The organism is Candidatus Poribacteria bacterium (genome assembly GCA_016866785.1).
Lineage (GTDB): Bacteria > Poribacteria > WGA-4E.
The window spans coordinates 1-12487 of the sequence record VGLH01000020.1 but is presented as its reverse complement, the minus strand read 5'-3'; the positions used below and the strand labels follow the sequence as shown (position 1 = coordinate 12487).

At 64.2% G+C, this 12487-nt stretch carries 14 protein-coding genes; 5 read left to right on the top strand and 9 right to left on the bottom strand.

The window, feature by feature from the left end; translation table 11 throughout:
- Nucleotides 1-41: 41 nt before the first annotated feature.
- The 3 genes from FJZ36_04760 to FJZ36_04750 form a co-directional block, all read right to left on the bottom strand.
- The gene (locus tag FJZ36_04760; protein MBM3214209.1) at nucleotides 42-842 is read right to left on the bottom strand and encodes a LamG domain-containing protein; all 801 of its coding nucleotides are present in this window, start codon (nucleotides 840-842) and stop codon (nucleotides 42-44) included.
- A gap of 109 nt (nucleotides 843-951) precedes the next feature.
- Nucleotides 952-1806, bottom strand: coding sequence for a LamG domain-containing protein (locus FJZ36_04755; protein ID MBM3214208.1), 855 nt, complete (start codon nucleotides 1804-1806; stop codon nucleotides 952-954).
- Nucleotides 1807-2212: 406 nt separating this feature from the next.
- A complete protein-coding gene (locus FJZ36_04750; GenBank protein MBM3214207.1) occupies nucleotides 2213-2617 on the bottom strand; it encodes a hypothetical protein in 405 nt (134 codons plus the stop codon).
- Between the two features lie 195 nt (nucleotides 2618-2812).
- On the opposite strand from FJZ36_04750, the gene FJZ36_04745 reads away from it, so the two are divergent.
- On the top strand, nucleotides 2813-3946 hold the full coding sequence (locus tag FJZ36_04745; protein MBM3214206.1) for a Gfo/Idh/MocA family oxidoreductase: 1134 nt from the start codon (nucleotides 2813-2815) through the stop codon (nucleotides 3944-3946).
- 122 nt (nucleotides 3947-4068) lie between these two features.
- On the opposite strand, the gene FJZ36_04740 is transcribed toward FJZ36_04745, so the two are convergent.
- The 4 genes from FJZ36_04740 to FJZ36_04725 all read right to left on the bottom strand — a co-directional run bounded on the left by FJZ36_04740 (nucleotide 4069) and on the right by FJZ36_04725 (nucleotide 7423).
- Nucleotides 4069-4524: a type II toxin-antitoxin system VapC family toxin gene (locus tag FJZ36_04740; GenBank protein MBM3214205.1), complete on the bottom strand. Its 456-nt coding sequence runs from the start codon at nucleotides 4522-4524 to the stop codon at nucleotides 4069-4071.
- A gap of 543 nt (nucleotides 4525-5067) precedes the next feature.
- Complete coding sequence (locus FJZ36_04735; protein ID MBM3214204.1) at nucleotides 5068-5889, bottom strand: TIGR04255 family protein; 822 nt, start codon at nucleotides 5887-5889, stop codon at nucleotides 5068-5070.
- A 273-nt stretch (nucleotides 5890-6162) separates the two neighbouring features.
- Nucleotides 6163-6759 (bottom strand): hypothetical protein, encoded by a 597-nt coding sequence (locus tag FJZ36_04730; protein ID MBM3214203.1) that lies wholly within the window; start codon nucleotides 6757-6759, stop codon nucleotides 6163-6165.
- A gap of 67 nt (nucleotides 6760-6826) precedes the next feature.
- Nucleotides 6827-7423 carry a hypothetical protein gene (locus FJZ36_04725; GenBank protein MBM3214202.1) on the bottom strand — a complete coding sequence of 199 codons (597 nt, stop codon included), beginning with the start codon at nucleotides 7421-7423 and terminating at the stop codon, nucleotides 6827-6829.
- A 151-nt stretch (nucleotides 7424-7574) separates the two neighbouring features.
- Here FJZ36_04725 and FJZ36_04720 point away from each other — a divergent pair, with 151 nt between their 5' ends.
- From FJZ36_04720 to FJZ36_04710, 3 genes are all read left to right on the top strand, one after another.
- A complete protein-coding gene (locus tag FJZ36_04720; protein MBM3214201.1) occupies nucleotides 7575-8894 on the top strand; it encodes an NADH dehydrogenase subunit in 1320 nt (439 codons plus the stop codon).
- 29 nt (nucleotides 8895-8923) lie between these two features.
- Entirely contained in the window at nucleotides 8924-9478 is a 555-nt protein-coding gene (locus FJZ36_04715) for a BMC domain-containing protein (protein ID MBM3214200.1), read from the top strand.
- 100 nt (nucleotides 9479-9578) lie between these two features.
- Nucleotides 9579-9863 (top strand): helix-turn-helix transcriptional regulator, encoded by a 285-nt coding sequence (locus FJZ36_04710; protein ID MBM3214199.1) that lies wholly within the window; start codon nucleotides 9579-9581, stop codon nucleotides 9861-9863.
- 33 nt (nucleotides 9864-9896) lie between these two features.
- On the opposite strand, the gene FJZ36_04705 is transcribed toward FJZ36_04710, so the two are convergent.
- A complete protein-coding gene (locus FJZ36_04705) occupies nucleotides 9897-11078 on the bottom strand; it encodes a hypothetical protein (protein MBM3214198.1) in 1182 nt (393 codons plus the stop codon).
- Nucleotides 11079-11177: 99 nt separating this feature from the next.
- Between FJZ36_04705 and FJZ36_04700 the strand changes: the two genes are divergently transcribed.
- Nucleotides 11178-12011, top strand: a complete 834-nt coding sequence (locus FJZ36_04700) for a phytanoyl-CoA dioxygenase family protein (protein MBM3214197.1) — start codon at nucleotides 11178-11180, stop codon at nucleotides 12009-12011.
- Here FJZ36_04700 and FJZ36_04695 read toward each other — a convergent pair.
- The coding region (locus tag FJZ36_04695; protein ID MBM3214196.1) for a hypothetical protein at nucleotides 12008-12487 on the bottom strand (480 nt) is incomplete at its 5' end. The genes FJZ36_04700 and FJZ36_04695 overlap by 4 nt on opposite strands.

Genomic DNA, 12487 nt, shown 5'->3' with positions numbered 1-12487 from the left:
TCGACGTGGGCTTAAGATCTGTCCCCTGCGAAGCGCGTGTGCTACCGGGACTTCAGCGCTGCCCACTCGGTCGCCATCTTGCCCAGCGGCTCGACGGGCGTCGCGAAGTCGATCGCTCCGAGTTGCGTGATCTCAGCCGCTGACAGCGCCCGCGAGAAGATGGAGACCTCGTCGATCTGCCCGTCGATGTAGTCCTTGACGTTCACGTCGCCGCCTCTGCCGACGCCCAGACCGATGCGCATCGGCTGAGTCGGGAACGTGAGATAGGGAGCCTTGACCGGATTCGGGTTCGAGCCGCCGCCGGTCGCCGCCGGAAGCTTGTTGTTCACGTAGGCGGTGACTTTCGTGCCGTCGGCGGTCATGGCGACGTGGATCCACTCGTTCGTCTTGTAGGCGTTGTCCGTGGCGAACCAGCCCTCGACGCCGGCGACGCAGGCGCCCCACGTCAGATTCGTGTCGCTGGTCGTCGCGAGCCGGAACAGGAAGTTGGGCCCCCAGCCGATCTTCTCGCCCTTGAAGACGATGGCGGAGTGGTCGCCGCCTTTGCGGATCTTCGCCCATGCGGAGACCGTGTAGGCGTTCGCCATCTTGTCCATGGACGCGGAGTGGGGCACCTCGACGAAGGCGTCCTTGCCGTTCAGATCGACGGCTTGACCGATCTTGCCGCCGCCTGCGACTTTCGCTGCGCCCATCAGCTTTCCGTTGTTCCGGTTGTACTTGTCCACGGCCGTTCCGTCGTTGAACGTCCAGACGGAGATGACGCCGTCCAGCAGCGCCGCCGACGCCGTCGACGCGATCACGCAGAACCCCAACACCGCGAGCCCACTCCGATATGCGCGCATCGATACTTCCTCCTATCGGGAACCGAAAACGAACCGGCACGACCTTCGTACCGCGAACGGCGGAACGCCCATCGACGCCCGCCGGACGACCTTCCGCGCCGCGCGGGCGTCAGCGCTTGAGCTTCGCCCACTGCGTCGCGAGTTTGCCGGACGAGGTGACGGCGAGAGTCGGTCCCTTGCCGCCAGCCAGCTCCTTCACCTCCGCCGCCGTCAACGCCCGGTTGTACACGAGCACTTCGTCCACTTGACCGTCCAGATAGGCATCGTTGCCGACGTTCCCGCCGACCGCCCTGCCGACGCCGAGCTCGATCGGCTTGCCGGGGAAGGTGAGATAGGGCGCGTCGACGGGATTCGGGTTCTGTCCGCCTCCGGTCGCCGGCGGGGCCCCCGCGTTCACGTAAGCCGTGACGAGCTTCCCGTCCGCCGTGAGACAGAGATGGAGCCACTCGTTCGGCTTGATCGCGTTGTCGGTCGCGAACCAGCCTTCGCGGCCCGAGATGCACGCGCCCCACGTGATGTTCGTGTTGCTCGTCGTCGCCATGCGGAACAGGAAGTTCGGACCCCAGCCGACCTTATCGCCCTTCCAGGCGACGGCGGAGTGATCCCTTCCGGTCCGGACGAACGCCCAAGCGGCGACGGAGAAGGCATCCTTCATCACCTCCCACGTCTTGGAATCGGGGATCTGGATGTGAGCTTTCGCGCCGTCGAAGTCGGCGGTCTTGCCGAACTTCCCCTTGTCGACGATCTTCGCGCCGTCGAGCAGCTTGCCGTCGTTCTTGCCGACCTGGTCTCTCGCCGTTCCGTCGTCGAAGGTCCACGCGCCGATCAAGCCCTTGTTCAGATCGGCAAGCGCGGCTCCGGCTAAACCAAGTGCGAACGCCGCCGTCAGTATGTACGTAACCGTACGACTCATAGGATCTCCTCCATAGGGACGAGAGACACCGCGGCTTCCACGTGCCACCATGGAAGCCGCGCTTATGTGCTTCCTACCACATTTTGGGTCGTGGCGCAACGGTTTCGTCACACAGGCGGAACACCGATCCGTCGCCCGATGTCGCGGCGGAATGACCAAGTGGCCGCCCTGCCCCGCAGCCTCACCTCCTCCCAGAGTGCACAAAGAACGGTGTCTGACGGGATTGTGATTCACGCGACTGGCGCAGTGGTGCTACTGGTCTGTCATGGTGGTTATCGCGACAACCTCGATGGGCTTTCGCGCAGGGCTTTCGGAATCGTCATTCCCGCGAGCCCCGCCTTCGCGGGGCCAGGAAGCGGGAATCCAGAGACTCTAGGCTCCCGCTTTCGCGGGAGCGACACGTTGGTGGTTGCTCTTTCGCGCATCAGGTAACGCTAACCATCACTCTGACAGACCACTACGTCGAGAGGATGACCGCCGGTATGAGGATGGACGCCGCGCCCGTGGCGAGGACGCCGACGACCAACAGGCGATAGCGCATCCGGTAGTCGTCGAGCAGCCCGCCGTCGTAATACTCCGCGATGTTCTGGTCGCGGTACATCTTGAGTAGCCCGTTGAGCAGGCGCGTCTTCGAATCGCGACCCCGAAGCAAGCCCATCAGCGCGACCATGTTAACGACGACCACAAGGGACACCGTCACGACCAGCACGGCGACGGTTCGTACGGTCATATCCGACGCCAGGCCGGAGTTGACGCCGACCGTGATGAGGTTCAGCGCAATTGCGGTCAGTACGAAAATGGACTCGGAACGAGCGTTCTGCTGCAGTTCCTGGACGATGTGCTCGTGAAGGCGGTCTAGCATGGGAGCCTCCTCACTGGAACCGCCGATCTGCCGGCAGGCGATGGGTTCGCGGCTCGATGCAAAGTATCGAGCCTGCCCAGTCGGAACGCAACTTCGTCGCATCGGAGCGCTTGACCGGACGGCGCGTTGGGCGGACACTGGCGCACGCTGGAAGTCAGCGGCAGTCGACTGGCGAGAACGGAAGGAGCGCCCAGGATGGCACTGAAGGTCGGAATCGTCGGCATGCACGGAATCGGTGTCCCGCATGCGGAATCGCACGCGAAGGACCCGCTCGCCGACTTCGTCGCCGTCTGCGACACGGTCAAGGAGCGGGCGGACCGTGCGGCGGAGAAATACGGCGTGAAGGCGTACGGGAGCCTGGCGGAGATGCTCGACGGCGAGCCGAACCTGGACGTCGTCGATGTCTGCACGGGCGGGCTGGAGAACGGCAGTTGGCACTATGAACCCGCGATGGAGGCGATGTCGGCGGGCAAGCATGTCATGGTCGAGAAGCCGCTCTCATCCGACGTCGACCAGGCGCGCGAGATGGTCGCCCTCGCGGAGGAGAAGGACGTCTACCTCGGCTGCAACCTGAACCACTTCTTCACGCCGCCGGCTGAGCGGGCGAAGCAGTACATCGATGACGGCGAAATCGGCGAGCAGGTCTACTGCCTCGTCAAGATGGGGTTCCAGGGCGGCGAGGCTGAGAACTACCGAGCGCCGGGCGGCGTCAAGGTGAAGGGGTTCCCCTACTTCCATCTCAAGGCGTTCCTGTCGCACCCGTTCAGCGTGATGCACCACTTCTGCGGACCCATCTCGCATGTGCAGGCGTTCCTGAGCCAGCCGGGGTTCCGCAAGCGCGCTGGCGACGTGATGCTGACGACGTCGAGCATCCACGTGCGGTTCGAGAGCGGGGCGGTCGGCTATCTGCTGAGCCAGCGCGGCGACGCGTCGCACGGGCTTGGGGGCTGGTGGAGCGCGGAGGTCGGCGGGACGAAGGGAACCTTCTGCATCGAGAACTGCATCGAGAAGGTGACCTACTGGAAGGCTCCCGATCCGCGCGGACCCGGGCAGCCGGCGGAGCATCCGCAAGGCACGTCGGGGGCTCCCGTCGTCACCGAGTCGGGCACGCACGACTTCGGGCAGACGTTCCCGCGGCGTCTCCACGCGTTTCTGGAAGACATCACGAACGGCGTTCCGAAGCAGATGGTACGCGGCTGCGGACGGGATGCGCTCGCGGCGGTGGAGTACACCTTCGCCGTCATCGAGTCCTACGAGCTCGGCGGCGTCATGGTTCGCCCGAACCCGCTACCGCCGATGCACTTGGAGCCGTCGCTGACGAAGGACTGAGCACGGGCAACTGGTCTGAAGCACGAGAGGGCGGGTCGATGACCCGCCCTCGTCGCGTACGTGGTGGATGTCAATAGGGCGCTACAGGTTGTTCGCCGGACTCGCTCGGGTCGACAGGGCGATCACTGTATTGTGGACCATTCGCATGCTGTTGTCACACGCGAGAGGTGCCCTATATTCGTCGTTGCTACGATCATCTCGTCATAGCCTGCCGCGGCTGTCACCGCCTGTGCGGCCAGGATCATGTCACCGTCGAGCGCATCGCCCGGAGCAGTTGGGGTACCCTGATTGCGCATCTGTGCCCAGAGACGTGCCGCCATGATCATGGCATCCGTCGTGATCGGCAGGTAGACGACCCCATTCTTGAGCTCGTCAAGTCGCGTAATACTTTCAGGTTTATGTGCGCGAATCAACTCTCTCCTGAGCTCATAGTCGGCGATCTCCGGCACGGCAACGTCATTGCCCGAAAGGAGGATACGCTGGAGCCACGCGGAGCACTGCTGCGTCTTCGGGTCCTTCTGCGTCGGATTGGTCACCATGCCGAGGGGTCCCGTGTCGAGCACGATGAGCCGGCTCATCGGAAGAGCTTTCGCTCCGACGAGCGGTTTTGGTCAAGCGTAGCCTTGAGGTGCACCCATGTCTCGTGTTGCTCGTCCGTGTCCGCTTCGCACCACGCTCTCAGGAGTTCGGCAGCGCGAGCTCGATCGAAGCTCTGCCGCCGGGCAGACCCGGACCTAGCTTGCCTACGCAGAGGCTCGGAGTCGGATCCCACCCGCGCCAGTTCGGCCCAGGTTGCTGATGCCACGAACACCCAACACATGTTCAGCGTGCTCGACACGATGCCTGCCGACGTGACTACAGTGACCGTCTTGTCATCCACTACCCCATCCACGCCGAGCTGCCAGTTGGTGATGTTCCCTGGAGCATAGTCTACGGGCGGCGTTAGCTGCGCATCACCCCAGGACAGTGTTAGCTGGGCACCGTGTGAACCGAGCTCACTGGTACCGGGCGCCGACATCAAAAGTGCGGCAGTTACGCTCCTAGGGTCGGTGGACGGAATCTGGTTGGCGAACGCGACGGCAGAACTGTTGCCAGCACGGTCGACATCGTAGTACCGACAGTCATTGTGCACGGACGCTTCCTTTCCGGTACCAGACTTCGTTCTGGACATCCTCGCTCGTTAGCTCCGAGAACACCTTCACGATGGCATGGTGAGCTGTGTCGAACCAGCGCCACATGGCCTCGCGAGACGTGTCCTTGGGCAGTCCTCGTACCAGCAAGTCTAGGCTCAGGATGTCGACGTTGTCGTTACGGCGACGGGCATTTGCCAATGTCACGCGCAGACGGCTGTCAATGTCAGGCAACGTAAACGAGAACCCGCAATTGACAGCCTCAAGATGGGAAGAGCTGCGCGCTACGAGCTCCGCCGAGTGAAGCGCAGGGAACACCGCGTCGATGTCCTCCGTTCCCGTCCATCCCTCACCTTGCGGGATGTGGTTGACGTAGGTCAGCTCGTACTGGATGGCAGACAGTGCACCCAAGCCATTACAAGCGAGGAAATGCTCGAACCCATCCAGGTTGCGGCGGAAGCAGTCGATGACGGCGGGATAGCGTGGATACGCTTGCGCATCATCAACCTTCTTCCAGTTGCAGAGGAACCGATCACGCTGGACTTGGACGACTCGCTGCTCGTCGCTTGTCAGGAACCGAACAAGTGGCGACCGGATATCTGGCATCTCCGGCCCGCTCGGTTCGCCACCAAAGCGCTCGACGATCTTCGCGATGGGAGGAAGTTCGCGGCAGATTGGGTAGTCCGAGCGGAAGGTCTCCCATAGCAGGCCAAGGTACGGCACGAGCAGACCGTCGAGTGGCTCGAACGCGATCCCACAGACGACCTCGACAACAGGCGGTCTCCCGTACTCTGGAAGAGGAGCCGTCAGCATTGGCTACATCCCTAGCGCGAGTGGCACGCCTCCACGGACACGGTCGCCGCTCTCAGGATCTACACAGTATGTCGTGTCAGTACCCAGATACCGTGCGACGAGGACACCAACATATACATCAGCACTCCGTTGGGCTCAATCCCTACGCGTGTTCCGCGGTGTCGCGCAAGCGACACCGCGTTACTGAGGGGACGCCGCTGCCTTCCGACCGATATCCTGAGGGCGGGTCGATGACCCGCCCTCTTTGCGCACGTTGGGGGTGTAAGAGGCTGCCTATAGCTTGTTGGCGGCTTTGATCTCGTCGGGCGTGAACGACTCGTCGCGCCACTCGACGATGCGCCACTCGTCCTTGCCCGTAGACGGGTTCAAGCGCTTCTCGAAGATGAAGATGCTGTCGCCCTCGGCATAGGCTCCCGTAAAACCGCCTTCGAGGACACCCTCGGACACGATAAACTGGATGCGGTAGTGGTTCCGCACCTCGTAGCGCGTCTTCTCTTGGTTGAGCGGCTTGACCTCTGGCGGCTCGGAAATCTCGATCTCGATATCCTGGAACTTCTTGAAGATGCGGATCGCCGAGTCGCGTTCCAGGGTGATGTCGTCGAAGATGACATCATCGGTGGGGTCGGAATCGGTTCCCATGTCGGACTGATACAGGAAGCCCGACGCCCAATAGGCAGACATGTAGAGGTCGATGTCCTCCGTCATGTAGCCTTTCTGCCACCGGTCGCGCAGGACAGCGTTGATGCTTTGGATGACCGGATCCTGCTCGCCCGGTTTCTCGACATCGCCGCAGCCTAGGAACGCGATGGCGACTGCGATGCTCGCGAGCCCACCCAGAGCTCGCCAGCGGAACCTACGCACGCTACTCATCAGTCAATCCCCTTACACCGTCAAGCACGCCGCTTGGCGCAGTCGTCCGTCGCCTGAGCAGCCGGCTCTAGAATGGCACACGAATCCGCACGCGAGGTCCGCTCGTCATCAGCTCGAACTGGAGCTTGCGAATCTCCTCACCCTCGCGGAGCAGCTCTTCGGCGCGAAGCTCCGCGTTGAAGATGTTCGCGTCCACGTAAGCATCGATGAGACTATACCCCCAAACGCCCAGAGCGGAAAACAGCAAGAGCCGACTCGCCTTGAACCGCCCGTTGACGTCGCTGTAGATGGCGTTCGCCTCGCGCGAAGTCACGCCGTACTGTTTGACGGCGGGTAGATAGACATGGTCGTACTGATCGCGGAAATCGCGGTAGGAGACAAACCATGCCGACATGAGACCGGCGGTGACAACGAAGAACGCCGCGCCCTCGACGCGTTCTCGGATGCGCACCTGACCCCAACCGGGCAGGATGGCGGAGCGCACGACGGCGGTATAGGGCGCGACGAGCCGCGGGTCGCGCGGAAGCTCCTCTGCTGGCGTCGCTTCGGTTGCCTGGGCTGGTCGCCGCTCCCGCGTCGTGAGGTCCGCCGCGCTGACGTTTCCCGCGCACAGAGCGATCAGGCAGATGGCGGTGAGCAGCCTTCTGGCGTTCTGGGTCGTCAAGGGAGGCAGGTTCCCACGAAGAGGGTCGGCACGGCACGATCGTCAGCGTCTCTGACTATACGGAACGGATGGCCGTTCGTCAAGTTGACTCCCTGCGCCAGACGTGCTAAACCGGAAGGCGTCCGAGCCGAGCCATCTGCGCGTGGGGTCCATGAGCATCATCGATCAGGTGCGGGATGCGGGCGTCGTCGGCGCAGGGGGCGCTGGGTTCCCTGCCCACAAGAAGCTCGAGGCGACCGTCGAGGTCGTCATCGCCAACGGCGCCGAGTGCGAACCCCTCCTCCACAAAGATACCGAGCTCATCGAGCGCCATGCCTCGGAGATCGTCCGGGCGGTACGGCTCGTCATGGACGCCACCAAGGCGAAGCGGGGCGTCGTCGGGCTGAAGGCGAAGCACGCGCACGCCGTCGAGGCGCTGGAACGAGCGCGCGCTGGAACGCCCGTCGAGCTGCACCAACTCGGCGACTACTACCCGACGGGCGACGAGTTCGTCCTCGTCCACGCCGTCACGGACAGGCTGATTCCGGCCGGCGGCATCCCGCTGCAGGTGGGGTGCGTCGTCCACAACGTCGAGAGCCTCCTGAACATCCTCCGCGCGACGCACGGCGAGCCCGTCACGCGGAAGGCGCTCACCGTCGCGGGAGCCGTCCGGACGCCGATGAGCTTCGAGGCTCCCATCGGGGTACCCTTGCGCGATCTGCTGTCCGCCGCTGGAGGAGCCACCGTCGATGACTACGCCGCGTTCGTGGGCGGGACGATGATGGGCTCCATCACGCGGAACCTCGATGGGCCGGTAACCAAGACGACCGGCGGGCTGCTCGTGGTTCCAGCCGACCATCGGATCGTCCAGCGGCGCGAGCTGCCGGAGCGCGCTCAGCGGCGGATCGGCAAGTCGGCGTGCGATCAGTGCTCCTACTGCACGGAGCTATGTCCACGCTACCTGCTGGGCTACGACGTGCAGCCGCACAAGGTGATGCGCGGCTTGGGGTTCACGATGAGCGGGTCGGAGATGTGGAGCAAGTGGGCGGACCTTTGCTGCGCGTGCGGCTTGTGCACGCAGTTCGCGTGTCCCGAAGACCTGTTCCCCAAGGAAGCCTGCGACCGCGCGCGCGCCGACCGCCGCGAGGCGAAGCTCGACCGGTGGCTGGGCCCGTCGCCCGACATCAAGCCTCATGCCATGGCGGAGGGCCGGCACATCCCGCTGAAATCGCTCATCCGCAAGCTGGGGTTGGAGCCTTACGATGTCGCCGCGCCGTGGACGGAGCTCGACTGGAAGCCGTCCGCCGTGCGGATCGCGTTGCGGCAGCACGTCGGGGCTCCCAGCGTTCCGGTCGTCGAAGCGGGCGCGCGGGTGAGTCGCGGGCAGGCCATCGCGGAGATACCGGAGAAGGCGCTGGGCGCGCGGGTTCACAGCAGCATCGACGGCGTCGTGAGGAGCATCACGGCGGAACACATCGAGATCGTCGCCTAGTCGCGCGGCACGAGAGAAGGCGGGTCGGCATGGCAGAGCGGAACGCGATCGGCATCATCGAGTTGACGAGCATCGCGGCTGGCTATGCCGTCACGGACGCCATGCTCAAGGCGGGAACCGTCGAGGTTCTCGTTGCGCGGACGATCTGCTCGGGCAAGTACCTGTCGATCATCGGCGGGAACGTGAGCGACACGAAGGAAGCGCTCGACGCCGGCGTGCTCCGCGCCGAAGGGACGCTCGTCGATACCTGCCTGCTGACGAACATCCATCCCGCCGTCTTTCCCGCGATCACCGGATCGAACACACCGACGACGCTCGACGCGCTGGGCGTGCTGGAGTCGTTCAGCGTCGCGGCGCTGCTGGAAGCCGCCGACGCCGCCGTCAAAGCCGCTGCTGTCGATCTCATCGAGATTCGGCTGGCGATGGCGTTGGGCGGCAAAGCGTTCTGCACGCTGACGGGCGACGTGGCGTCCGTCGAGTCGGCGGTGCGTGTCGGCTCAGAGCGCATCGCGTCGAAGGGTTTGCTGGTGAACCGGACGGTCATCCCCCGCCCGCGTCCGGAGCTGCTGAACGAGATCATCTGACGATGATTCAGCCGTCGTGGACTACTGCCGTCTGAAGGGGCAGACAGAAGTGAAACTGGCAGACTGGACACGTGACGCTGAACAAAGCTCGGACTATTGGTTGCAGCGGCTCTATACGTCCTTGACATCGGACATCCTGGAGACGATGGCTAACGAGGGCATCACCCAAGCGGAACTGGCACAGCGCATCGACGCCAAGCCGTCGTGGATCACGCGGCTGATGAAGAGCGAGGCGAACGTCACGCTCCGTACGATCGCGCGTCTGGCGCTGACGGTCGGGAAGCGTCCTGCCCTGCGTCTGATCGCGCCCGACGAGGAGATCGTCGTCCGGAAGAAGGCTCAGCGGCGCGCCGACGAACCGGAGCTCTCCCGCCGAGCCGTCTAGCGGCCACCCACCACACGATCACGCTGGTCGCTGTCACGACCGCCGGGCGAGCTTGTTCGCCAGGATGCTGATGAGCCCGCCGAGCATCACGTACCCGAAGATCACCTCCACCATGACGGCGATGCGCGCAGGAAGGCTCGTCGCGGCGATATCGCCGAAGCCCAGCGTCGTGAACGTGACGACGCTGTAGTAGAGGAAGTTCAGGAAACCAATCGGCTGGGACTCAGAATAGAGCTTGGCGTTCGTGAAGACGAAGTCTCCCGGGAAGGCATAGCGGTATATCGCCGCGAACACCGCAGCGAGGAGCACCGACCAGAACGCCCAGAGCCACAGGTTTCTGCCGTAGTCCGACGACCACCGCCACACCGCCGCCCAGCCCCGATGCCGTTGCTCGAAGCTGCGGATGAACTGCTGGTCAGCGACATAGCGCTTGAAGTGGGGGTTGGTGACTTCGTCGACATTTTGGCTGTCCAGCACGAACACGGTGTGAGGTGGCAATGTCTTCTGCGGAGGCCGTCCGGTCGGCGGATCGGGACGTGGGAGAAGCCAACGTCGTACGAGCCGCCGCGTCTCGCCCGGGCTCTGGTCGCTCGGCGGTGTACGCCAGCAGATCCGCTCCGGCAACCCACCTTGCGACAGCAACCATCGTCGGATGTTCCGCATCGGGAAGTTGTCGGGCCAGTAGCGTACGTGCGCGAAGTTTGCGGGTTGACCGAAGCGCGTGAACTCGAACGCCGCGGCCCACGTAAACTGGACATTCTCGAGGCGAGTTTCGCCGAGGAACGACGCGCCCAAGAACACCGCCCTGCCTCGGAACTGGGCGTCAGCGAAACGGGCGCGCCCTGCGAACTGGGCGCGATGAAAGACCGCTGCCTCCGCGAACTGTGCGCGGTCGAAGTGCACCGCATCGGCGAAGTACCCATCGGTGAAGCTCGCCAGCTCTGCAAAGTACGCTGCCCCAAAGTTCGCATCGCTGCTGAACAGCACTCTATTCAAGACCACATCTTTGGCGAAATAGCAGCCAGTGAAGTCCACGTCGCTCGGTACAACCCACTTATCGTCTACGTTCCGCTTCAAGTCCGCACGGACCATGTCGACCGTCTCAGTGATCCGCTTGCCCTTCACTGCATCTGGCAGCGCGTCGCCTCGCAGGACGGCATAGACGTCCTTGGCGGTTGCTGTCGCGCGTTGGTCTTGGGATTCGTCGTCTGGCATCGCATCGGCTCCCTATCGGGCGCGGCGTCGCTGCGCTGCGCGGTTCGGCTATAATACAGCCAATCAGCCGCCCGCTGACCACGACATAGGGAGAACGCGATGAGTCTGACGGCCGACCAACGGTCCCAGTTCCGAAACGAAGGTTACGTCGCCGTCGAGGGCTTCTTCGATGACCGCGAGACGCGCGCGCTCCGCGCCGAACTGACGCGCATCTACGACCAACGGCGCGCCGCCGGGACGCTCCGCAACGTCGCCGTGCAGAAGGACGGCTCGCAGAACCGCATCGACGGTGAGCTCCAGAACCTGCAGGTCATCCCGCTGAACGACAAGAGCCCACTCTATCGGGCGCTGCCGTTCTGTCCGAAGGTGCTGGACGCCGTCGGGGCGCTCATCGGCGAGTCGTTCCGGCTCCATCTCGACCAGTCGTTCTGGAAGCCCGCGCGGCAGGGAATCGGCACGAATTGGCATCAGGACAACGCCTACTTCAAGATCGCCGATCCCCTGCGCGGCACGGCGATGTGGATCGCCATCCACGACGCGACGATCCCCAACGGCTGCATGCACATCGTCCCCGGCAGCTTCCGCGAGGAGTACCCTCACTATCGCGACCCGCTGAGCGATCACCACATCCGGTGCGATCCGCCCGAAGACCGCGCGATCGCCGTCGAGCTTGCGGCGGGAGGGGCGCTCTTCTTCGCCTACGGAACCGCGCACTGCACGAAGGCGAACACGACGGATCAGGACCGCGCCGGAGCCGCGCTCCACTTCATCCACACCGACTACGCCCAGGGCGACCACTGGACGCGCAACGAGCAGATGACGCCCATCCTGCGAGGTCCGAACGCGACGGGCGGCGAGCGCGAGTACGGACGGCGGATCGAGGGCACGTGGGATGCGGAGGTCGAACGGGCGCTGTCCTCAGCGGCGCGCTAGGCTTCGAGAGGCTCGCCGTCGTACCGACGGATGTGGCTGTAGGGCGGGTGGTAGAGCAGCGAGACGGCGGCTAACACTTCGTCGCGGCGCTCGTTGCGCTCTGAGGCGGGGAGCTCGACGACCAAGTCCTCGATATCGTGGGGCCCAATGCGCCAATGTCCCGCGACGGCTCCCCGAAACGCTCCGTCGATGAGTAGGTATTGCAGAATCTCACGTCCCGCGTATCGCCGCTTGAGCTCGCTGCTGTGGCTCAGGACGAGCAGGTCGGAGCCGCCCAGGACGAACACGCCGCGCGACGGCTCCGAATCGGCGAGCCCAACGTCCTCGACGAGAACCCAGCCGTTGCCCAGCCCCGCGACATCGGTCGGAACGATGGCTCCCTCCGCCTCCATCTGCGCCAACAGACCCGTCAACGCCCGCGCCGGGAACGCCGACCAGTCGCGGAACTGCTCCGGCGTCGCGAAGACGTGGGCGCG